Source organism: Hymenobacter sp. UYAg731 (genome assembly GCF_054061335.1).
The window spans coordinates 331,233-354,629 of the sequence record NZ_JBSSEC010000004.1; the positions used below are offsets into that span (position 1 = coordinate 331,233).

Consider the following 23,397-nt stretch of genomic DNA (forward strand, 5'->3'; position numbering starts at 1 on the left):
TGTTACGGGCGCGTCAGGGCCTGCTGGTAGCAGCCTGCCAGCAGTTCATAGGTATGAGCCGGCGCAAACTTCTGCCGTACAAAAGCGCGGCTGGCTACCGAAAACTGCTGCCGCAAAGCTTCATTGCCGGCCAGGGTCACTATGGCATCGGCCATGGCGGGCACGTCACGGTTGGGCACCAGCAGGCCCGATTTTCCATTTTCGAACAGCTCGGCTGGGCCGCCGCAGTCGGTGGCAATCAGGGGTACGCCGTAGTACAGGGCATCGAGGCAGGTGAGGGAGAAGGACTCGGCTTCGGAGAAGTTTAGTACGATGTCGTGCGCTTTCATGGCGGCTTCCGTATTGGCCGCGAAACCGTCGAAATGCACGGCGTCGGCCAGACCGGCGGTTTTGGCCGCGCCTTCCAGCTCCTGCCGGAATTCCTGGTTTTTCACCATGCCCATATCCCCGCCCACAAAATGCAGGTGCAGGTTGGGATTGCGAGCGTGGGCGAGCCGAAAGGCCTCCAGCGCGAAATTCTGGCCCTTGCCCCGGATGTAGTTGCTAAGATACAGCAGCCGCACGGGCCGGTTGGTGGCGGGGGCTACCGTGTAAGTTGGCAGTTCCTCACCGCGCGCCGGCAAAGGGTCGTACACGGTGCGGACCCCGGCATTGCCGGGTGCAAAGTAGACGCGCACGGCTTCCGACACACACAGCACCTGCTGGGCGGCATGCTCGGCCAGCCAGCGCCACGGCCGGGCAAATACCTGCGGCAGCACCTGCGGCAGAAAGCGCACATGCGTGAGCACGGGCAGGCGGCCCAGGCTCAGCCAGCGGGCCACGTAGCCGGTCAGGTTGTAGAAATCGTTCAGGTGCAGGGCTTTCGCCTGCTCGCGCCGGGTCAGCTGGCGCAGCCGCCAGCCATTCAGCAGCAGCATGGGTAGGTAGCGCAGCAAGTCGCCCGGCCGGCGGCTGATTTCCACGAAGGGCAGCTCATGCACCCGGTAGCCGTCGGCTTCCAGCACGGCCCGGCCGGTGCTGCCGGTGGGCAACACGTAGGCAAAGTCGAACCGGTCGCGCAGCGGGCTGGTGGCGTGGCGCAGGGCGTTGAGCGCCCCGGTCACGGCCCGGGAGTTGTCCACCAGCAGAATCAGGGGCCGGCGAATGGTGGCGGTGGGTAGCCCGCTCATTTCGCTACGCACGGGCTTTGCGGTTCAGCAGCCCGTCAATCAGGTCCTTCCACTGCCCGAAAATGCGCTGGTGCGTGAAGTCGTTCGACCGCAGGCGGGCGGCTTCGCCCAGGCGCTGCCGGGCCGGGGCATCATTTAGCAGCTGGTCGATAGTAGCGGTCCAGCAGGCGATATCGGCGGCCAAGCTGGCGGGCTCGGTCAGCATGGGCATCAGGATGCCGAATTCGGCCCATTCGGCCTGGCGCAGGGCCGTTTCGGGGGCCTCCACGGTGGGGGCTAGCATTTCGCGCGGGCCGGTGGGGCAGTCGGTCGACACCACGGGCACGCCGCAGGTCATGGCCTCGCCCAGCGCCAATGGGAAGCCTTCCCAGGCCGAGGGAAACACAAAAGCCGTGGCCGGTCGGATGTATTTGAACGGGTTCTGCTGCAAGCCCACGAAATACACGTCGTAGTCCGGCGTGAGCGGAGCGGGCTGGTCCATGGCCTGATGCACGCGCAGGTCCAGCTTCCGGGCGTGGGCCAGCAGGTCCTGGCGCAACTCGCCATCGCCGATGAACACCAGCTTGGCGGGCTGGCGCTTGAGGAGAGCCGCGAAAACGTCGAGCAGTGGGGCCTGGTTTTTCTGAATGGCCAGCCGGCCCGAAGTCACCAGCACCGGCGCGGCGGCGTACACCGCCTGCATGGCGGCATCCAGGGGCTCCAGGCTCAGCTGGCGCACGTGCTCCACCTCAAACGAGTTGTTGATGGCCGACAGCTTGTGGCGCGGCACCCCAAACGTCTCGGTCATCTCCGGGATGATGTCGCGGCTCACCGTCACCATCTTATCGGCCCGCTGGTAGAGCCAGGGCATGAGCACCTTTTTGCGCAGCATGCCCACGGCCCCATTGATGTTGCGGTCATGCACCTTCGAGCCCTGGATGAGTACAATGGCTTTTTCCCGGCCTTTACTGAGCAGGTTGATGTAGTCGGCCCCTTCCAGGTGGCTCACGGACACGTCGCAGTTCAGCTCCTTTTTCAGTTCGCGCAGCCGCGTCACGCGCAGCCAGAAATTCTGGATTTTGGTCAGCGGTGAGCCGCCGCCCGGCACCCCAAGGCTGCGCACGGGGTTGCCGCTGGGGTACATATCGGCCTCGTCTTCGTTGAAAATAACTTCCGTTACCTGATAGTATTTACCCAGCTCCACGCTGTGGTCATGAAACGCACGCTGGGCACCGCCCATGCCCCGGTTCGGGATAACAATCAGCAGCCGGGGCCGGGAATCAGAATCAATCATAATATCTTCAATAGCAGAATCAGTACGCAAGCGGGTTTACAGTGCCTCCGTAAAAATGGCTTCGTAAGCCGCCACGCAACGCTCCATCCGAAATTTATCGAAGCAGAGGGCCGCACGGGCTTTGTGGGTGGCCAGCAGGGCCGGGTCGGTGAGGTAGGCGCGCAGAGCGGCCGTTAGGGCCTCGGGGTTGGTGAGGCCGCGCCCGTTTTGCTCCAGCAGCACACCGGCCAGGCCCTGCCCGGGCACGTCCAGCATCTGCGGAATCTCGCCGATGCGGGTGGCTATTACCGGGGCACCGCAGAACAGGTACTCGGCAATGGAATTGGGCAAGCTTTCGGAGGCGAAGTAGCTCGGCAGCAGCCCCACATCAAACAGCCGGACCCAGTCGATGGGATTGGAAGCGAAGCCCACGAAATGGATGTGCGGGTTGGTATTGGCTGCTTTCAGGTCGGTGAGGTAGTCGCTGCTGCCCACCAGCACCAGGTGCGCGGTGGGGTGGGTCGCGCTTATTTCCTCAAACGAGCGCAGGGCGTAGGCCCAACCCTTCTCGGCAATGCCGCGGGCCACCATCCCAAACACAAGGTCCTGCTCGCCAATGCCCAACTGGCTCCGCGTGGGCAGTTTATCAGGCGCGGAGAAATGCCCGTCGAACCCGTTGTAAATCTGCGCATGCGGAATGTCGTTGAACGACCGTACTCCGGGCACCGTGAAAATCTCCAGGTTCTTCTGCGTCAGGTATACTACGGCGGCCGCCTGCCGCAACGCCTCGCGCGATTTCATCGTGACTTCCGGCTCCGTGGTCTTGTGCATAAAGTCCTCGTAGCAGCCGTGCATCGTAATCACGAGCGGCACTTTGGGCCGGGCGGCGGCACCGGCGGCGGCGGCCACGTAGTCCGATTTAATCATGTGGGAGTTAATCAGCTGTACGCCCAACTGCTCCATGGTCTGCCGCAGGTGGCGCTCCACCAGCTGCTCGCGCAGCGGAAACGGCTTCCCAAACCGGCGGAGTACGCCCTGCGCCTTGCGGCTGAGCCACTCCAGGCCCGGCACGCCGGCATCGAAGCCCAGCACGGGCACATCCGGTGCCACCTGCTTCACCAGCGGGTGGTTGGTATAGCTCGGGTAATGGCTGTACAGCCACACCTGGTGCCCGCGCTGGTGTAGCGCCTGGGCCAGGCGCATCCCAAACACCTGGGCTCCCCCGGTGCGCAAATCTTCAATTGCGAGCAGAATTTTCATGAATAGCAGTTCAGATGACAGCACGGGACAGCCCTTCATTCAACCTATTGCGCTTTGTTGAAGGGCGGCCGGTCGACGAACTGGAAGTGGTATTTCTCGCCCTGAATTTTGCTAGCCCGCTTTTCCAGGTAGGACATCAGCACCGGCACTTTGTACTTCCGCACCAGCGAAGCCACCCGGCTGGTCAGCGTCTTGGCCGAATCGTACTCGATGGAGGAGCGAATGGGCGCGGCCAGCACCTGCACCGGGTACAGGCAGCGGAAGGAACTGAAGCCGTGCTTGTCGTAGTAGGCACCCCAGTAGTCCGTCTGCACCCAGATGGGCATAAGCACCTCAATCATGCGTTCAGCCACCTTTTTGGTGATGACGTAGGCCATCGACGAAGCAATTTCGTGCAACTCAACGGGATATACCAGTTCGCAGCCCTCGCCCACCGGCTTACGCTCGAACTTGCTCATTTCGGTGCTATCCCTAGCATCGTAGTGGTTGAAGTACGACAGCGAGATAATCTCGTCGTCCTTAATCTCGCGCTCCACGATATCCAGAATTTTCTTGATGTTCTTGGGCAGCGCGGCGTCGTCCTCGATTACCAGGCTCACCCCCACGTTGTTGGCCACAATGTGCTTGTAGATTTTCACATGAGACAGTGAGCACGCGATGACGCCTTTCGTGAGGAAAGGGTTTTGCCGAACGGCCTCCTGGTCAGACATTACATCGAAATCGGCCGGGGTCAGGTTGATGTAATCGACCGCATCAATTAGCTCGTAATCTACTTTCAGGGCGTCCAGATGCGCTTTTATGTATTTGGTTCTCGCTTCTACCCTCGATAGGCTTACAACAAAAATTTTCATTCGCTTAAAGTAATTCAGACAAGGGAAAGCGCAGGTAGTTGCGATGGATGGATTAACACGGAAGCAGGCGGCAAAACGGGCACCTATGAGGGCGCGCTAACGCCGGTTTTGCGCGGCCATGCGCATAAATGGCTGCTCTATTACCCGGTAAAAGACATACGACCCTACCATAGCCAGCACAAAGCAAACGCCGGTCAGCAGCATTTTACGGGCATCGGTAGTAGGAGGTAATAGTTTAATCAGGGCAAATTCAGCCGTCGTACCTATAAGTCCATGCATCAGGTAGAACGAGTAGGATATCTTGCCCAGAAAAGAAAGGCCGGGGATTCGTACCTTAATCGCATTGATGGCCACCGCCGTGCCAATGCCAACCAGCGCGGAAGCAAGCTCCAGCTGCCAGAAGATAAGCCCCCCAAAGACCAGCAGCCCGGCCACATAACCCCACAGAGGAATGCGCTGCTGCTGCCACAGTAGCGCGATGCCACCCAGCGCAAACAACGAGCTATAATGCAGGAAACCAATCGACTCGGTGTGCGGCAAAAACGACACAGCTGCCACCAGCACGTATAGCCCAATAAACCAGGCCACCGACCGTTCAAACAGCAGGCTGAACAGAATGCCAACGAACAGGTAAAATTGGAATTCGATAGCCAACGTCCAGAAAATACCGCTAATCCATTTATAATTGGTAAATGGGATGGTGAACAGCAAATTATTGATAAGCTGCCCCCAGCTTAGGTTACCGGTGTAATGGTTGTTGTGCTGGATTATCTTGTCAATCAGAAACCACTGGCCCAATACCAACACAATTGATGCATAAGCTGGCGGATTAATGCGCAGGACACGTTTTTTCAAATAAGAAAAAATACCAGCAATCTGGTGGTTCTTCCCGACCAGACTATACGGAATAATGAAGCCCGATATCACGAAGAAGATATCGACGCCAAGATAGCCGGATGAGAATACCGACCGCACAGCCGGCACAACCAGCTTAGGCAGCATGCCCCCCGTGAAGTGGAACAGGCAGACACTGATTGCCGCCACGGCCCGCAGCGCATCCAAGCCCACCAAATAGCTCTTCTTCCCCCCAACGCCCTGACCGGTCGCGGCGGCTGGCACGGCTACCGGCGGGGCCACTGTCGGGGATAGTGCGGTTGATTCACTAGTTACCGGCAAGACAGTCATTAGTTGTTGATAAAGGGTGTAAATAGTAGTCGGCGGGGCGCTGGGGGTAGCGGATAAAAGCAGAACAATTGCACTAAGTTAGGTAGCTCGGGCAACTTGCCTGCGCTTCGGCATTGGCCATCAGCAGCAGGGCTTTGCTGCCCGGCGTATTTGGCGCAACACCTTATTAACCAAAAATGTATGCTCAGGCAATATTTTGCATCAGGCTATCGTACTGATGCTCTGCAATTACATTACCATCACTGAGCTCATAAATCCGATTGCACTCCCGCAAGGTGGTAATGCGGTGAGCGATGATGAGAATCGTAATATCCGTTTCCGACAGCTTGTTGATGGCCTCGTTTACTTCGCGCTCCGTTTCGTTGTCGAGGGCGCTGGTAGCCTCATCAAGCACCAGCACCTGCGTGCGCTTGTATAAGGCCCGGGCAATGCCAATACGCTGACGTTGCCCCCCCGACAGCTTGGAGCCCCGCTCGCCGATGTGGGTATGCACGCCCTCGGGCAAACCGCTCACGAAGTTTCGCAGCGAGGCCTGCTCAATGGCATAATCCAGCCGCTCAGCATCCACGCTGGAATCGCCAAGCGTGATGTTGTCCTGGATGGAGGCTTCCATCAGGAACGTATCCTGCTTCACGTAGCCCACCACATGGTGCCAGGCCAATAGATGTTGGGAGGTGAGCGGCTGCCCATCAACCAGAATGTGTCCTTCCTGCTCGATATAAAAGCGCAGCAACACATTCATAAGCGTGGTTTTGCCCGACCCTGAGCTACCAATAAAACCGATTTTCTCCCCTTTCTCGATGTGCAGGTTAATGCGGTTCAGCGTAGGCTTAACCGTGCCGGGGAAGTTGAACGACACGTTATCAAAGGTGAGGCTGTGTTTGAAATCCAGCGGCAACTGCTGCGGGTCGGGCATTTCGTTGTAGCGTGGCTCACGATATTTCTGCAGGTCCTCAATGCTGGACTGGGCCTGCTTAATCTGCATCATCGCGGTGAGCATCCGGTTCACGGAAGGCATGAGGCGGTAAGCCGCAGCGGCAAAAAGGCCAACCAGAGCGATGAGGCTATTGGAGGTACTTGGGAAGAAAATAGCGTACAGAAAAATGGTCAGTACGCCCAGGATGGCCACCATCTCAATCACCTTGAGTGGTATGAGCGAATAGAGGTAGCTTTCTGAATCAAGCGCCTGAAGCTCTTGCTGCGTATCCATCAGTCGGTCGCGAAAGCGGTACTGCTTGTTGGCTAGCTTCAACTCGACAAACCCCGTGAATAAATCGCCTATTACACTGTAAGATACAGGGCGTAACTCATTAATGCGATTACCAATCGCCTGAGACCGGGTGCGCAAAGACCTGTATGTAAGCAGCGTGGCAGGCACCAGTACAAAGGCCAGTAAGGCCAGCAGCAGAGGCTTATATAGCAGAATACTGATAACAATAACTACAACAATGGCAACTTCAGAAAAAAGGATAAATAAGGGCCTCACTATCATTGTTACGTAATAACGCGGCATCTCTAGCGCGCTATTAATTAGATTAGCTGAACCTAGATGATTAAAGTCCCAAAAGGGAAAATGCAGGTATTTGTTGAGCTGCGACTTTACGATACTCAAGCCCAGCTTGGTTGTAAAGCGGGTTTGCATATAGTTGACCCAGGTTGAGAACAGGTTCTTGAACAGAAAGAATAGGAACACCGCGCCAATCAGAGCAACAAGAAAATTACGTTCCGAATCGAAATGCAGAGCATAATAGACCGGAGAGAAAATCTTGCTTTTCTCGACCCCGCCCGGCTCAGCAGCAACCATCATCACAGGGACGAGAGAAGCCAGACCCACGACATCTAAAAAAGATGTTAGCAATACCAGTGTAAACATTACGACTGCCTTCCTCTTCTCTGAATGAGTGAGATAATAAGCAATACTCTCGACAGAGTATCCTATAATTCCCTTGTTCATAAAATATATGTATATTGTACAATTAAACTCAAGATTGGGCAGTCTGCCTCTGTGTTAAGCAGTGATGCACACATGCTCCGCCCCAAAGGTATGAACGAAGCCCCATTGTGTACCTTCACTAAGGAACCATATGTCTTCAGTTATATGCAGAAGACAATAATGTAATTATATTATTCGTTTGTCAAGAAATAAAGTCTATATATTTTAGAATAATTTATTCGTTTCCAAAAGCAGCCTAATATGCCATTAAGGTTTTTTTGATGTTGAAATCAAATCAAAATACTAAGTAATGTCACGCATCGGATAGCTGGATTGACAGGAAAAAATATTCACTAAAATAGTATTAGCAGATTTTTCCAACAGTTTGAGCTATTTGTTGCGTTGCATCATAATGCAGTATATGATGCATCTCCGATGATACCACCGACAGATTGAATACCGTTGTGATATCATTTGCGCCCGACAAGGCCAAAGTAAAGTTTTCTAAGTGAGGCAGCAGGTATTCCTGCACTCGCTGAGATTAGATATGCTAAGCTCATCCACCTATTATTATGTCTCAGCAATTCTTTCCAACCCAACCATAACCATTTTTTTGAATCGGTGCCGCCTAATAAGTAGTAGGACTCTGCTAACCGACGGGTATGTTTAGTAATTAGGCGGTCCGCATCCGGGCTAAAATCGCGATGTTTTTGCAGAAGTTTTAATGAGCTATCGATGAGTTGTAACTGCCGACTAAAAGTAGCGGAGCCTTTATGTATCCGGTATTTAGCATTTTCTCCAGGCACGTACAAGAATTCAAATTCCCTAGCAATACGGAGCCACATATCAATATCTTCGTAACTTAATGATTCATCATACAAACCCACTTTATTATAGCAGCTTCGTCGTACAAGGGTGCTCATAGCTGGTATAAAATTCGTATCCAGTAATGCCATAAATACTTTGCCTGACTGCGGAGTTACCCAGTAAGATGGCGCTTCCAAATAGTTACCAGCACTGTCTATGTGGGTGATATCCCCGAATATAACACCAACCTCTTGTGGTGATTGGAGCATTGTTGCTACCTGATGCGTCAGTTTGTCCGGCATGAATACATCATCAGACCCTACTATGCTGATAAAATCGCCTTGGCTATGCGTTATAATATCATTGCAGACACGGCAAACACCTAAGTTAGATTCGTGGCAGATAAGCCTCCCGTTAACGTCAGGATGTTCGGTAAACCACTTTTTTGCAATCAAGACGGAATCATCGCGAGAAGCGTCGTCGACAATAATAACCTCAATGTTAGCATAGGTTTGTAACCGAATACTTTCCAGCGTTTCCCGCAAGTAAAGAGCATTATTAAACGAGGCAACCCCCACCGTAACCAATGGAAAATTCACAACAGTATGTATTTAATTAAAAGATTAGTTATTCTGGCTTTAAACCGTTCTCAGTTTCATAATAGAAACTTTCTCCATCCTTCGAACGCCAACGTCCATTACTTACAGGAATTAATTTTTCACCTAACTCACTAAGCCAGCCATGTTGCCGTGCAGGATTGCCATACACTAGAGCATAATCCGGAACATTACGTGTAACTACAGAACCCATGCCTACCAGAGCGTAACGGCCAACCGTAACACCTGCTAGAATGGTGCTGTTAGCTCCTAATGAAGCGCCCTGCCGTATTGACACGGGGAGAAGTTGGTAAGTTGTATTTTTGCTTCGAGGGTGGACGTCATTTGTAAAAACCACATTGGGACCAACAAATACATTGTCTTCTAAAGTAGTCCCTTTCCACAGGTATACACCGCATTTTAAGGTGACATTATTGCCTAAAATGACCCCACCCTCAGCAAAGCAATGGTCACAAATATTGCACTCACTCCCTACATTTACACCGGGAAGCAAATGAACAAATGCCCAAATGGTTGTACCAGCACCTATTTGGTCAGTTTCTACTAAAGCCAGTGGATGAACATAATAATCCTTAGTGAGCATGACTTTTACAATTGATTTGAAGTTGAAATTTAAATACTGATAGTACCTTCTGTAGATGAACTATCTTCTACCAGTTTTATGTAATCGTAATAACTACGGATATAATCAGACTCTTCATATACCATTGAAGCTAAACATAGAAGTACAGAATCCGGGCTGAATTTAATTTCACGCCAGCACATTCTAGGAATATATAATGCTTTGCTTGGATGATCGAGCAAAAAGGCATGACGATGACGGTCAGGGGTTTCAACTGTCATAACAAGTGAACCATGCATACATATGATTAATTGTTGTAATTCATAGTGTGCATGATGGCCTCTTATTTTATCAGAGGGGACGTCAAAGGTCCAATAAACACGTTTAATCTCAAATGGCAGATTTTCAGCTTCAGCAATTACGAGCCGGCCGATATCAATCGACCCAATATCAGGCAGTGAAATTATTTTGGGTATATTCATCATTGTTAGAGAATCTGGAGTAAGGTAATATGTTTAAATGTTTATACATTTACTTAACCCGGCAATAGGTTTCGTTTTTTCAATTCATATCGAAGCCGCGCTGTCCAGACATCCCAGTTCAGCATGGCTTCGTATTGGGCTCGGCTTTGCTGCCTCAGACTTTGGTAAAGGTCTGCATTATTTAGCACCTGCTGGATGTGGCGGGCAAAATCCTCCCCGGTGGCGTTTAGCGGCAGCATGTAGCCGTTCACGCCCTGCTGCACGAAGCTGCTGATGCCGCCCACATCGGTGGTGAACACTGGCAGACCGAAGGAATTGGCATCGCAGAAGGCAATGGCGGCGCACTCGGCCCGCGAGGGCATCAGGAAGAAATCGGCGGTGCTGAACAGCTCGTGCAGCCGGGCCTGGTCGGTGGCCACCCCCATGCTCAGGTAGGGAATGGTCTGAAAGCCGGGATTGGGGTAGTTTTCGGGGTCGGGCGGGGCACAGCCAATTACCGTGAGGGTGGCCGGCATGCCCAGCTGCTGCAAAGCCACCATGGTTTCGTAGGCCACTGGCCCGCCTTTACGGCCCCACTCGCCGCCCAGCAGCAGCAGGCGGCAGCCGCCATTAGCGGCCGGCTGGTGGCGCAGGGCTTCGGCGTGCGTGGGCGGGAACGGATAGTTGGCCCCGAAGGGAATGACGGCCAGCTTTTCGGACGGGGTGCCATAATCCTGCCGCGCCGACTGCGCCGCCCATTCCGAAGAGTAGCACACCAGACTGGCGCGGGTCAGGGCCAGCTTTTCGAGCTGATTCAGCTCGCTTTTGCTGATTTCGAGCAAACTGGTCAGGCCCGGGTAAAAGTCGATAAGCTGCGTGAGCGTAGAGTCTTCAATGTAAACAATGGGCACATCGGTGCGCAGGTAGGCTATTTCGGTAAAGGAGGCGGGGGCCACCAGCAGGTCGAATTGCTGCCGCGCTATTTTGCGCCCGAATACCCGGCCGTACCATTTCGCCACGGCAATGCTCCAGCCATACTGGTAGCGCTTGCCCGTGAGGGGACGCACCAGCCAGCTGTTGAGCCGGTCGCCGAGGGCGAATGGCCAGCGCATGGATACCGGCCCCAGGGCCACTACCTCTCCCAGGTTGCGCTCCAGCGCTTTGAAAATAGAGTAATGCACGCCCGACCAGGAGCGCCGGTCAAGCGGGTCGGTACTCGTTACAAAGCCAATGCGCAGGCGTTTGGGGGACATCACAACAGTAAGTAATGGGGCAGGCGCGGTTTCGGCACGCCTTACTTTGGTTCAGAAAGAGGATGGTGGCTTACCTGCCGCCCGGTACCCGCACATAGTTTCCGACGTACCAATCCCAGGTTTGCTGCAGCGAGTGGCGGAAAGAATGCGCGGGCTGCCAGCCGGTGTGAGCAAGCAGCTTGCTTATATCCAACACGTTGGATTTCACGTCGAAAGGACGCTCGGGCAGAATTCGTATTTCGGGCGTCAGGTCCTGGGTGCGGGCCAGCGGCAGCAGAATGTCTACCACATGGCGGTTGCTGTGGCCTTCGCCGCTGCCCAGGTTATAGACCTCGCCGGGGCGGCCATCTACCAGCGCGGCCACGATGCCGGTAGCCATGTCATGCACATGCAGGTAATCGCGGATGGTCCCCTCCTCGCCAAAGATGTCGATGGTGCGGCCATCGAGCAGCGAGGCGATGGCCGTGCCCACAAAGCCCTGGCCGGCATACACGCGCTGTCCCGGGCCAAAAGCATTGGCGGGCCGCACGCAAACAATAGGAAGCTTGCTGAAGTGGAAGTACATGTGGGCGTACTTCTCGATGGCCAGCTTGGTAATGCCGTAAGGAGAAATCGGATTGGTGGGATGGTCTTCGGCCAGCGGCACGGTTTGAGCCGGGCCATACACGGTGCCCCCCGACGAAATCCAGACAAACTTGCGCAACGGCAGCTTGGCCGCCTGCTCAAACAGGCGTACGGCCTCGGGCAGGTTGACGAGAATATCATTGACCGGATTCTGGAAGCTGGTCTGGGGAACGGTGGCGTAGGCCAGGTCGATTACCTCGTCGACGGAGCTCAGGGTCTGAACCAGTAGTTCGGTGGAGGTATCGGGCGGGTGCTGCACGTAGCGGACGGCAGCTGGCAGATGCGGAGCATCGTCCTCCCGGCCCACTACCACTACCTGCCGGTCGCCCCGACGCAACAGTTCCTCTACCACAAACCGCCCAATGAAGCCGGCTCCTCCTATTACGCAGGTTGTTAACATGAATATGTTTTTACAGGGTATTCATAATATAAATAAATAACATATTTGCGCATGCTGCTATCGTAATTTTATAAATGTAAAGCCAAGGGCTTTGAATCTTATGCTGAGTGCCTGAGGACACTTTGTATTATTCCCCAAAAACCGGACAATTGGGTGGGAAATAGTACGGATTATGCCACCATAGCCAACCATCATATCATAAAACTTGCATGGTTTCATCAGCAGCAAAGCGGCACCTTAATGCAACAATTAGCTGCCGCTTCTTTGTGGCCAGGTCGCCGAATCAACTGCGCAGGTTATATATCATTAATTGCGTCCCTTAAGTGCCTGCATTCTGCGCACGACATCATAGCTGATGCCGAGCCGCGCCAATGCCCAGAAAAGAGCGGTTTTGCTACTCCCGGATTCCCGAAAAGCATACCACAGCTTTTCCCAGGCCGCCGGGCCTTTACTGGCATAGTAGTGCTCGGCCGTATCTACCAGGTTGCGCCGGGCGGCCGCCCATTCCTCCGGTCCTTCAAAATAGCCTTTGCGATAAATGCGGAAATAGGTGTCATTTAGCGCGAGCCGGTTGGTATTCATCGCCGACGCATTATGCACACGGTAGGCTCCTAAGTTAGCGGGCAAGTAGGCAAAGTTGAAATGGCGCGACAGTCGCAGCCACATATCCAGGTCCTCCGAGTAAAGAGACAGGTCGTATTCCCCGACCTTGTCCATGGCACTGTGGCGGACGGTGGTGGTAAGCGTGGGCAGGTAGAACCCTTTGAGCAGGGGAACAATGAGGTTGCCCTGTGGCGGGTTGTCAGCGAAGGTCGGGTTGAAGTACCGCAGAAAGCTAGGCGCAGTCTCGCGGCCGGCTGAATCGATAATCCGGCAATCGGCATACACGGCAGCGCAGGCAGCTCCCTGGCGCTCAAATTCGATGACCGTTTTGGCTACCATATCCGGCGCGAGCGCATCATCTGACCCAACCCATGACACGTACTCACCGTGTGCATTTGCCCGGCACTCATTAAATGCCCTCACAAGGCCCTGATTGGTTGCCCGCTGAATAAAAGTGGCCGGATATGAGGTACGAACCAGCCAGTTGGTAATTACCTCAACCGAATTATCGGTCGAGCAGTCATCTACTATTATCAACTCGATGGCAGAGTAGGTCTGATTGCGGACACTTTCCAGCATCTGCTCGATGTAGTGCGCGTTATTATAGGAAGCTATTCCAATACTAACGAGGGATGGGGTATACATACGATTAGACTAATAGGCGACGGCCGGTTTCTGGAGCGGTTAAACCTGATGTTGGAATAGCTAAAGCCGGCATTTCGACGTCAAACCAGCCCTGAAAAGCAGTTGATTCTTTACTCAAATACTTCGCGTACTACGTACAGTGGGCGCTTGCGGGCCGCATCCAGCCCGCGCCACACGTATTCGCCAATGACCCCAAGGGCAATCATCTGGAAAGCCGACACGAAAAGCATGACCACCATGAGCGTGGTCCAGCCGGCGGGCTCCTCGGGGCGCGCTACCTTGAGGGCAATCACATACAGGCCGTAAATGAGGGCGATGAGCCCCAGCCCCAGCCCCAGCACCGAAATGGCGCGGATAGGAACGAAGGAAAAAGCCAGCAGTGAATCGACCAGGAGTTTGATTTTCTTGCTCAACGTCCAGCGCGACTTGCCGATTTCGCGCTTGCGGCGGGTATAGGGAATGTTGACGTAGGCGAAGCCCAGCCACACCATGAGGTAGAACACGTTGGAGTTGCGCTCGTGCAGCTTCAGCACCTCGGTGGCCACCTGCCGGTCGAAGAACACGAAATCAAACCCGCCATCGGGAATGTTGCGCAGGGCCAGGTTCTTCATCAGCCAATGGAACAGCTTGGCCATGGCCACGGAAAGGCCGGTATCTTCCCGGCCCTGGCGGTTGCCGATGACCAGCTTAATGCCTTGCTGCCAATAGCCGTACATCTCCACCATCAGTTCGGGAGGGTCCTGCAGGTCGGCGGTGATGACGGACAGGCAGTCGCCGGTGGCATAGGCCATGCCGGCCACAATGGCGTTGTAGGAACCAACATTGCCGGCCAAATCCACGATGCGAATGCGGCCGGGGTACAGGGCCTGCGCCCGGCGCAGGGCCCCCAGCGTGTCGTCGCCGGAGCCATCATTTACGAATATGTACTCGAACGTGACTTCGGGCGGGAAATTAGCCTCGTTCGCCACCAGCTCGCGGGTCGTCACCGGGATATTATCCTCGTTGAAGTAGCAGGGAACGATGACGGAAAGCTTAGGCATGGATGGGGCAGATGGATTGGAGGCGCGCGGGGGCGTGCGGCGGCAATGTTGAAAGGAAGAGCCGCTGATTAAAATGCACGAATGGCATCGGCCACGGCGGCGACGTGCGCCTCGGTCATGCCCGGCCACATGGGCAGGCTCAGGCAGGTATTGGCCAGCTCCTCGGCGATGGGAAAGCTGCCGGGCGCAAACCCGAGCGCCGAGTAAGCCTGCTGCAAATGGGGCGGCACGGGGTAGTGAATCATGCTGCCAATGCCCTGGGCCGTGAGGTGCTGCTGCAGGGCGGCACGTTGGGGCGTATGCACCACGTAGAGGTGGTAGACGTGGGTGGCACCGTCGGCCACGGCCGGCAGGCGCAGGTTGGCAATACCGGCCAGGTGCTGGTCGTACCAGGCGGCCACTTGCTGGCGCTGGCGCGTCCACTCGGGCAGGTGCGGCAGCTTCACGCGGAGCAGGGCCCCTTGCAGCTCGTCAAGGCGGGAATTGTAACCCACCACTTCGTTGTAGTATTTCTGCTGTGAGCCGTAGTTGCGCAGCACCTGCACTTTGTGGGCGAGGTCGGCATCGTTGGTGGTCACGGCCCCGGCATCGCCGAGGGCCCCCAGGTTTTTGCCGGGGTAGAAGCTGGTGCCATTCAAATGGCCGAAGCTGCCGGTGACCCCGCCGGCAAAGGCCGCCCCCTGTGCCTGGGCGTTATCCTCCACCACGTACAGGTTATGCTGGGCGGCCAGGGCCATGATTTCCGTCATGCGGCAGGCCTGCCCGTAAAGATGCACCGGCATAATGGCACGGGTGCGCGGCGTGAGGGCAGCGGCGATGAGGGCCGGGTCGAGGTTACTGGTCGCGGGGTCGGGCTCGACGGGTACGGGCGTGGCCCCTACCTGCGTCACGGCCAGCCAGGTGGCGATATAGGTATTGGAGGGCACAATTACCTCGTCGCCGGGGCCAACGCCCAGCACCCGCAGGGCCAGCACCAGCGCATCGAGGCCGTTGGCCACGCCCACGGTATGTTCCACTTGGTTAAAAGCAGCGTACTCCCGTTCAAACTGCTTTACTTCTTCGCCCAGTACGTACCAGTAGGAATCGTAGACGTGGCTGAAAGCGGCGGTCATGGCATCGCGCAGCGGAGCATGCTGGGGCTCAAAGTTCAGGAAGGGAATGTTCATTGGAGCAGGTATATTTAGTGGCGGATAAAAATCAATGCACCAGGCCATTGCAGGCCAGTACGTGGCTGGTAGCCCCTAGCCGGAAGCCCAGCTTTTCGCAGGACCGGAAGACGGCGTGGTTGGTGGCCTGGGTGGTCATAAGCACGGCTTCATGGCCGGCGGCCTGAGCGCGGCGCACGGTTTCGGCCATTAGTTTTACGTGCCAGCCGCGGTTGGCCGGGCCAACGGCCGTGAGCAACACGCGCGACAGGGCCGTCCCCAACGCCTGCGCATCGTGAGCAAGGTCGCTGATGGCCAGGAAGGAATCGACTGGCAAATCGGGCTGGTCAGGCACCAGGACCACATCGGCCAAGCCGGCAGCTACCGTATTTTCGGCGTAGCGGGCCAGATATGCGTCTGCCCGAGCGGTGCCGAACCAGGAATCGGCATGAAACCGGTCGTAAGCATTACGGGCAGTAGCGGCTACCTGACCAACGAGGGCCGCCTCCCCTAACGCAGCCGGGCGCACCGGGTAGCGCGGATAGTCGAAAGCCGGCAGCTGGTCGCGGTAATACGTCAGGCGGGTTTCTACCAATTGCCAGCCGGCCCCGGTCAGCGCCTGCAACAGCCGAATGTCCTCGGCCGGCACTACGCTGAACGCGTAATACGCCGCTCCGTGTCGGGCGGCCAGCTGCTGTCGTAGCTCAGTGGCCGCCTGCACCAGTTGGGCCGGGCTGGTCAGCCCATCAAACAACGCAGTAAACAGCCGGTACATCGGCGCATTAAAGTAGCCCGAATCCCAGGTCAGGTGCTGAAGCAGCCATTGCACGTCGCCCGATGCGGCCGCCACAACTTCAGTTCCGGCTTCCTGCTCCCAGCGGGTGGCGGCCCCAGTGCCAAACAGGTTCTGCTGCTGCTCAATGGGAAGCTGGCGCAGAAAGTAGTAGGGCGAGTAATAGGACAGCTCAGCGCGGCGGGCGGCCACCAACCGGCTCAGACTTTCAGTGCCCATTGCTGACGAAAAGCTTCGTAATCACGAATATAGTCACCCTCCGTGTAGGGCTGCGAGGCCAGCACGAGCTGCACCGCCGTGTGCGAATACTGCATGGTGTGCCAGGCAGAGGGCGGCACGTACAGGCCCACGTTGGGGTCTTCGAGCCGGAAGAGCTGAATGTCGCCGTTGGCCATTTCCGTGGTGACGGTGATGCGGCCGGCCACGGCAACCAATACCTGCTCGGTGCGGTGATGGGCGTGACGGCCCCGCACGATGCTTTCCGGGGTATAGTACGTCCAGAAAACCCGCTGCACCGCAAAGGGCAGCGGGTCTTTGGCATTTTCGCCCACTGAAATATAGCCAATACCCGAGGCCCCCAGTTTAGGGAACTCGATAAGATGTGGCGCAGGATAATCAGCCATAGGAAACGTTACTTAACGTGCTCTTTGAAATACTCCAACGTGCGGCGCAGGCCCTCGGCACGGTCCACTTTGGGCTCCCAGCCCAGGATTTCCTTGGCTTTGGTGATGTCCGGGCGGCGCTTCATGGGGTCGTTTTCGGGCAGGGCCCGGTAGGTCGGCTTGAACTCGACACCGGTGAGGCGGGCAATTTCTTCGCCGAACTCCTTGATGGTAATTTCATCGGGGTTGCCGATGTTCACGGGTAGGTGGTAATCGCTGAGCAGCAGGCGGTAAATGCCTTCCACCAGGTCGTCCACGTAGCAGAACGAGCGGGTCTGCATGCCATCGCCGAACACGGTCAGGTCTTCGCCGCGCAGGGCCTGCGAGAGGAAGGCGGGCAACACGCGGCCGTCGTTGAGGCGCATGCGCGGGCCGTAGGTGTTGAAAATGCGGATAATGCGCGTTTCCAGGCCGTGGTGGTTGTGGTAGGCCATGGTGATGGCCTCCTGGAAGCGCTTGGCCTCGTCGTAGCAGCCGCGCGGGCCCACGGGGTTCACGTTGCCGAAATACTCCTCTACCTGGGGGTGAACTTCGGGGTCACCGTACACCTCCGAGGTGCTGGCAATCAGCATGCGGGCCCCTTTCACGCGGGCCAGGCCCAGCAGGTTGTGCGTGCCAAGCGAGCCCACTTTCAGGGTCTGAATCGGAATCTTGAGGTAGTCAATCGGCGAGGCCGGCGAGGCGAAGTGCAGAATGTAATCCAGTTTGCCGGGCACGAACACGAACTTGCTCACATCGGCCTGGTGAAACTCAAAATCGGGCCGGCCAAACAGGTGCTCGATGTTCTGGATAGAACCCGTAATCAGGTTGTCCATCGCCACCACATGGTAGCCCTCTTTCAGGAACCGGTCGCAGAGGTGCGAGCCCAGGAAGCCGGCCCCGCCAGTGATGAGGACGCGCTTTTTTTCTTCGGAAGTATTGGTCATAAGTATCGTTGTGAGGCTAAAAGGACGGTCATGCAGAGCGCAGCGAAGCATATTTACCGCGCAACGCAATTCAATCGAAGGAATTTACCACTGCGGTAAAGATGCTTCGCTGCGCTCTGCTGACGGTCTTTTCAAAAAATTAAGCGGCCGGCTCCTTGTGGTCGGTTTTGATGCCGATGCAGTGGTACACGAAACCCAACTCCTTCAACTCCTTCGCATCGTAGATGTTACGGCCGTCAAAAATAGCTTTCTGCTTCATCAGGCGGCCCACTACTTCAAAGTTGGGGGCGCGGAAATCAGGCCATTCCGTCACGATGAGCAGGGCGTCGGCGTCAATCAGGGCGGCGAATTCGTCCTTGGCGTAGGTGATGCTGTCGCCGAGCGAGTGCCGGGCTTCGGGCATGGCCACGGGGTCGTAGGCCGTGACGGTGCAGCCGGCGGCCAGCAGCTTCTCGATGATAACCAGCGAGGGAGCTTCGCGCATGTCGTCAGTTTTGGGTTTGAAGGACAGGCCCCACACGGCGATTTTCAGGCCGCGCAGGTCGCCGCCGAAGTGCTTACTGACCTTGTTGAAGAGGACTGATTTCTGGTCTTCGTTCACGCTTTCCACGGCGCGGAGCACCTGCATGTCGTAGCCATTTTCCTGGGCGGTTTTGATGAGCGCCTTCACGTCCTTGGGGAAACAGGAGCCGCCGTAGCCGATGCCGGGGTAGATGAACTTGGTGCCGATACGGGCATCGGAGCCGATGCCCCGGCGCACCATATTCACATCGGCCCCCATGATTTCGCACAGGTTGGCCACGTCGTTCATGAAGCTGATTTTGGTGGCCAGCATGGAGTTGGCCGCGTATTTCGTCATTTCGGCCGACGGGATATCCATGAAGATAATCGGGTGGCCGTTGAGCAAAAAGGGCTTGTAGAGCTTGGTCATCACCTCTTCGGCGCGCTCCGAGGCGATACCCACCACGATGCGGTCGGGCTTGAGGAAGTCGTCGATAGCCGCGCCTTCTTTCAGGAATTCGGGGTTGGAAGCCACGTCGAACTCGACACTGGCCCCGCGCTTGGTCAGGGCCTGCTCAATCTCGGCGCGCACCTTGGCGGCCGTGCCCACGGGCACGGTGCTTTTGGTGACGATGACGCCGTAGCTGTTCATGTTTTCGCCAATGCCGCGGGCTACGGCCAGTACGTATTTCAGGTCGGCCGAGCCGTCTTCGCCGGGCGGGGTGCCCACGGCGATAAAGGCCACGTCGCAGTCTTTGATGGCTTCGGCCAGATTGGTGGAGAAGTGCAGCCGCCCTTTTTCCACGTTGCGGGTCACCATTTCTTCCAGGCCCGGCTCGTAAATCGGCAGAATACCCTGGTGCAGGTTATCGATTTTTTTCTGGTCGATATCAACACACGTAACGTCGATGCCAACTTCGGCGAAGCACGTACCCGTTACTAAACCGACGTAGCCGGTGCCAACAACTGCTATTTTCATAAGATGCGGAATGCGCGGAGATTCATAATCAATAGAGCAAATTTAGGTCTTTACGGCCCACTCTACCGAACCTAGCGGCCAGTGCTTTTCCGCACGTCACTTTAGAAACAGCAGAACTTGGCCCTATAACATCTGATTACAAGCTAATTACCGTTGGCAATAATCTGAAAATCTACTTCATGATTTTGCAGAACAGCCCGTTGCGAGGCAGTGTGTCCTTCGAACTGGTAGGCGGGGTATTTCATGAAGTAGGGAACATTGGCCACTACTTTGCCGGGACGCAGGTGCGCGGGCCGGTAGCAGCTGATTGGGTAGAGGTAGGCAAAGTTCAGCAACTGGACAGTGGGGGCCGTATGCTTTTGCGTGAGTTGACTGCGCAGGCGCGGGCCGAATAAGCGGTAAGCCATGAGGTGCTCGTCGCATACGCTCACCTGGCTGGCGGCAATCTGCTGATAATCGTAGATGCCCGCGCGGTACGCCACGTCGCAGGGATAATCGACGGGGAGATAGCCGGCCAGGAATAGCCCAAAATGTACCAGCGCAATGCCCCCGCCGCCCAGGTAGAGCCAGATTAGGGTCTGCGCCGTGCGACCAACTGCGCGCAACGCCACCAGCGCCCCCAGGATGACGAAGGGCACAAAAAAATGCAGCGTACGCCCGTAGAAAACCAGCTTGTGCCCCACCTGAACCACCAGAGCATAGCCCAGCCACGCCAGAAAACCGACCGTGAGCAGCCGCAGCAGTCCTCGTTCGGCGATGGGGCTGTTGGCGAATAATCCTGCCCGCAGGCTGAGCCCCAACCCTACCCCGAACAGCAGCAGCATGATACTACCGAGCCAACCTTCCACTTGCCAGAAGTAGCTGCCAATAAAGCTAAACCCCTCGGCAAAGCTGCCCTGCGTAACGGTGGTGGCAATGTAGCGGCTGCTGGCCCAATACGAAGTGTGGCCCAGCCGCGCCAGCCCCTCAAAGGCCAGCAGCACCGCCAGCAAGCCGGCCAGCTGGGCCGCAGCGGGTTTCAGCGAGCGCAGCCAACCATTGCGCGTGGCCTCAAACCCGGCCAGCAGCGCCAGGGCCAGCAACAGCATGGGTCCCAGGAAGTAGCCGGGATAAACGGCGTAGCTGAGCCCGCCCAATATTCCTATAAGTACCTGAAGCCTCAAGCGGATAGTTGCTTTGGGCCGGAGCAGCACCGTGAGCGCCAGGAAAAAGAAAAACAGCGAATGGTCGTAGGGCAGCAGGTGGCGCAGGTAGAGGTTGGTATTCACCAGGCTCGAATACAGCGCCAGTCCCAGCAGCGCCAGGCCGACGCTGAAAAATCGCCGGTAGATGTGGTACAGCAGCAGCGCATTCAGGCTCACGATGAGCACGTTGAAGGCCTGCGGCACCTGCAACGAGGGCGGGGCATTGGGGTTCAGGTCGAATACCAGCAGCAGGATGGCCTGACCCAGCCCCGGGATGGCTCGCCAGATGCCGTCGCCCGGGCGGGCACCCATCGAGTTGATGTAGCGCAGAAACTCCTGCCCGTGTCCTTCGCCGAGGGCGCGCAGGCCAAGCATGGCGTTCACGTAACGGGACTCGTCCACGAAGGCCATGGTGCCTTTGCCAATCAGGCTGAGGCGCGCCAGCGTGACCACCACGCCAACCAAAAGGGCCAGCCGTTGCGGCCGGCCCACCTGGTGCCACCAATGGCGCAAGCGCCAGAGCATATTCGCTATCAAAAAATTAAACCATGTACTGCTTCCACCACGTCTGGAAGACGATAAGACCCCAGATGCGGGCATGCACATCGCCGGGACTGCGCGAGAAGAGTTGCGTTTTGAGGGCGCGGATGGCCTGCACGTCGAAAATACCCTGCGCTTCGATGAAATCATCGCGGAGCAGGTCGTCCTCAATCAACCCGCGCAACTCGCCGCGCATCCACTTCAGTAGGGGCACTTCGAAACCGTGCTTGGGGCGGTCGTAGAGCTCAACGGGCAGCTCGGAGCGAAAGGCGTCCTGCACGATGCGCTTCTTCATCGTGGCGTCGACCTTGCTGGTGACGGGGATGGAGAAGGCGAAATTGACCACTTTGTAGTCGAGAAAGGGCGTGCGGACTTCCAGCGAGTTGGCCATGCTCATCATGTCCACCTTCGTGAGCATGTCGTAGGGCAGCACCAGATTCATGTCGGTGAGCAGCACCTCGTTGAGGTCGCCGTCGGCGTGCAGGTGCTCCAGAATGTCCTTGCGGCGCTTGGCAGCGGCTTTCTTGCCCACTTTGCGGCGGCTGGCGGCGCTGAGCAGGGTGTTGGCATCGGTGGACGAGGCGAAGCTGGCCCAGTCCCAGTATCGGTCTTTCACGCCGGCCGTCATGCCGCGCGAGAAGCGCTGGAGCTGCCGCACGCGGTTGCCAAAGAAGCTGTTGCGCGACTTGGGCAGGGCATCCCACACGAAGCCCAATGCCGTGACGGCTTCGGCCTTCACGCCGCCCTGACGCACCTTGAACTCGCCCATGTGCTTGTTGTAGCCGCCGAACATTTCGTCGGCTCCGTCGCCGCTCAGGGCCACGGTGACGTGCTGGCGGGTGCGCTGGCTGAGGATGTACACGGCCAGGGCCGAGGAGTCGGCAAACGGCTCATCGAGGTAATCCAACATGCTGTGGATGTGCTCGTAGAGGTCATCGTTGGTGAGCGAGAAAACCGTGTGGTTGGTCTTGTGGCGGGCGGCCACGAGGTTGGCGTACTTGGTTTCGTCGAAGAAGGGCTCGTCTTTGAAGCCGATGCTGAACGTACTCAGGTGGGGCGTGTGGCGCGAGGCCAGCGCGGCGATGACGCTTGAATCGATGCCGCCGCTGAGGAAGCAGCCGAGGGGTACATCGGCCACGAGACGGCGCTGCACGGCCCCGTCCATGAGGTCGACCAGCTTGTGCTGCTGCTGCTCGTAGGTGAGCTTGTTTTTGGCGGTTTTCTTGGGGTCGTAGGGGATTTTATACCACGCCTTGCCCACCACCTTGTTGTTCTTGATGTAGAGGTAGTGGCCGGGCAGCATCTTCTTCACGCCCTTGAAAATGCTGGCGGGGCCGGGGATGTAGTTGAGCTGCAAATACTGGCTCAGGGCCACGTAATCGAGCTTGCGCGGCACACCCAGGGCCATGATGGACTTCATTTCTGAAGCCAGGAACAGCTTGTCCTCGTCGCGGTAGATGAGCAGGGGCTTCACGCCGAAACGGTCGCGGGCGATGAGCAGCGAGTTTTCTTCCTTGTCGTAGATGGAGAAGGCGAAGAAGCCGTTCAGCTTCTTGATGAAGCTGCGGCCCTCGGTGATGTATAGCTGGAGAATAACCTCCGTATCGGTCTGGGAATGAAACCTGCAGCCGCGCTTAATCAGCTTTTCGCGCAGTTCACGGTAGTTGAAAATCTCACCGTTGAAGACGATGGTATAGCGTCCCGACGCATCGGTCATCGGCTGGTTGCCGTCAGCCGAGAGGTCAAGGATGGCCAGCCGGCGGAAGCCCAGCCCGCATTGGTCGTACACGAAATGGCCCTCCGAGTCGGGGCCGCGGCGAATGATGGCGTCGGTGGACGCTTGCAGGTTGGCCAGCGACTGACGACCTGTTTCCGTAAAGGCAAATACTCCAGTTATTCCACACATAGTCGCCCGCAAAAGTACGACCCCGCAACCTAAAGCCCAGCCTCGGGGTATTTACAGCAGGCGGGCGCAACAGCGGCCGGGCCAGCTACCCGGCGGGCC

The 23,397-nt window shown here is 56.8% G+C and carries 20 protein-coding genes; all 20 read right to left on the reverse strand.

Annotated features, from left to right (window positions below; translation table 11 throughout):
- Positions 1 to 2 precede the first annotated feature (2 nt).
- Positions 3 to 1,169 carry a glycosyltransferase family 4 protein gene (locus tag ACVWYF_RS13435; RefSeq protein ID WP_457068783.1) on the reverse strand — a complete coding sequence of 389 codons (1,167 nt, stop codon included), beginning with the start codon at positions 1,167 to 1,169 and terminating at the stop codon, positions 3 to 5.
- A gap of 4 nt (positions 1,170 to 1,173) precedes the next feature.
- Positions 1,174 to 2,442, reverse strand: coding sequence for a glycosyltransferase (locus ACVWYF_RS13440; protein WP_457068785.1), 1,269 nt, complete (start codon positions 2,440 to 2,442; stop codon positions 1,174 to 1,176).
- Between the two features lie 36 nt (positions 2,443 to 2,478).
- On the reverse strand, positions 2,479 to 3,681 hold the full coding sequence (locus ACVWYF_RS13445; RefSeq protein ID WP_457068787.1) for a glycosyltransferase family 4 protein: 1,203 nt from the start codon (positions 3,679 to 3,681) through the stop codon (positions 2,479 to 2,481).
- A gap of 44 nt (positions 3,682 to 3,725) precedes the next feature.
- Positions 3,726 to 4,532 (reverse strand): glycosyltransferase family 25 protein, encoded by an 807-nt coding sequence (locus ACVWYF_RS13450; protein ID WP_457068789.1) that lies wholly within the window; start codon positions 4,530 to 4,532, stop codon positions 3,726 to 3,728.
- A gap of 96 nt (positions 4,533 to 4,628) precedes the next feature.
- The gene (locus ACVWYF_RS13455) at positions 4,629 to 5,717 is read right to left on the reverse strand and encodes an acyltransferase family protein (RefSeq protein WP_457068791.1); all 1,089 of its coding nucleotides are present in this window, start codon (positions 5,715 to 5,717) and stop codon (positions 4,629 to 4,631) included.
- Between the two features lie 184 nt (positions 5,718 to 5,901).
- Positions 5,902 to 7,524 (reverse strand): ATP-binding cassette domain-containing protein, encoded by a 1,623-nt coding sequence (locus ACVWYF_RS13460; RefSeq protein ID WP_457068793.1) that lies wholly within the window; start codon positions 7,522 to 7,524, stop codon positions 5,902 to 5,904.
- Positions 7,525 to 8,120: 596 nt separating this feature from the next.
- Positions 8,121 to 9,056, reverse strand: a complete 936-nt coding sequence (locus ACVWYF_RS13465) for a glycosyltransferase (RefSeq protein WP_457068795.1) — start codon at positions 9,054 to 9,056, stop codon at positions 8,121 to 8,123.
- Between the two features lie 28 nt (positions 9,057 to 9,084).
- Entirely contained in the window at positions 9,085 to 9,657 is a 573-nt protein-coding gene (locus ACVWYF_RS13470) for an acyltransferase (protein WP_457068797.1), read from the reverse strand.
- A gap of 29 nt (positions 9,658 to 9,686) precedes the next feature.
- Positions 9,687 to 10,121: a sugar 3,4-ketoisomerase gene (locus ACVWYF_RS13475; RefSeq protein WP_457068799.1), complete on the reverse strand. Its 435-nt coding sequence runs from the start codon at positions 10,119 to 10,121 to the stop codon at positions 9,687 to 9,689.
- A gap of 50 nt (positions 10,122 to 10,171) precedes the next feature.
- A complete protein-coding gene (locus ACVWYF_RS13480; protein ID WP_457068801.1) occupies positions 10,172 to 11,350 on the reverse strand; it encodes a glycosyltransferase family 4 protein in 1,179 nt (392 codons plus the stop codon).
- Positions 11,351 to 11,420: 70 nt separating this feature from the next.
- Positions 11,421 to 12,374, reverse strand: a complete 954-nt coding sequence (locus ACVWYF_RS13485) for an NAD-dependent epimerase/dehydratase family protein (RefSeq protein WP_457068803.1) — start codon at positions 12,372 to 12,374, stop codon at positions 11,421 to 11,423.
- Between the two features lie 306 nt (positions 12,375 to 12,680).
- On the reverse strand, positions 12,681 to 13,622 hold the full coding sequence (locus tag ACVWYF_RS13490; protein WP_457068805.1) for a glycosyltransferase: 942 nt from the start codon (positions 13,620 to 13,622) through the stop codon (positions 12,681 to 12,683).
- 110 nt (positions 13,623 to 13,732) lie between these two features.
- The gene (locus ACVWYF_RS13495) at positions 13,733 to 14,662 is read right to left on the reverse strand and encodes a glycosyltransferase family 2 protein (protein ID WP_457068807.1); all 930 of its coding nucleotides are present in this window, start codon (positions 14,660 to 14,662) and stop codon (positions 13,733 to 13,735) included.
- Between the two features lie 68 nt (positions 14,663 to 14,730).
- A complete protein-coding gene (locus tag ACVWYF_RS13500; protein WP_457068809.1) occupies positions 14,731 to 15,828 on the reverse strand; it encodes a DegT/DnrJ/EryC1/StrS family aminotransferase in 1,098 nt (365 codons plus the stop codon).
- A 31-nt stretch (positions 15,829 to 15,859) separates the two neighbouring features.
- Positions 15,860 to 16,819, reverse strand: coding sequence for a hypothetical protein (locus tag ACVWYF_RS13505; protein ID WP_457068811.1), 960 nt, complete (start codon positions 16,817 to 16,819; stop codon positions 15,860 to 15,862).
- The gene (locus ACVWYF_RS13510) at positions 16,801 to 17,223 is read right to left on the reverse strand and encodes a sugar 3,4-ketoisomerase (protein WP_457068813.1); all 423 of its coding nucleotides are present in this window, start codon (positions 17,221 to 17,223) and stop codon (positions 16,801 to 16,803) included. Before ACVWYF_RS13510 ends, ACVWYF_RS13505 begins: the two co-directional genes overlap by 19 nt.
- Positions 17,224 to 17,231: 8 nt before the next feature.
- Positions 17,232 to 18,188 carry a UDP-glucuronic acid decarboxylase family protein gene (locus tag ACVWYF_RS13515; protein ID WP_457068815.1) on the reverse strand — a complete coding sequence of 319 codons (957 nt, stop codon included), beginning with the start codon at positions 18,186 to 18,188 and terminating at the stop codon, positions 17,232 to 17,234.
- A gap of 139 nt (positions 18,189 to 18,327) precedes the next feature.
- Entirely contained in the window at positions 18,328 to 19,668 is a 1,341-nt protein-coding gene (locus ACVWYF_RS13520; RefSeq protein ID WP_457068817.1) for a UDP-glucose dehydrogenase family protein, read from the reverse strand.
- A gap of 143 nt (positions 19,669 to 19,811) precedes the next feature.
- Positions 19,812 to 21,377, reverse strand: a complete 1,566-nt coding sequence (locus ACVWYF_RS13525) for a hypothetical protein (protein WP_457068819.1) — start codon at positions 21,375 to 21,377, stop codon at positions 19,812 to 19,814.
- 16 nt (positions 21,378 to 21,393) lie between these two features.
- Positions 21,394 to 23,298, reverse strand: coding sequence for an asparagine synthase (glutamine-hydrolyzing) (asnB, locus tag ACVWYF_RS13530; RefSeq protein ID WP_457068821.1), 1,905 nt, complete (start codon positions 23,296 to 23,298; stop codon positions 21,394 to 21,396).
- Positions 23,299 to 23,397 lie beyond the last annotated feature (99 nt).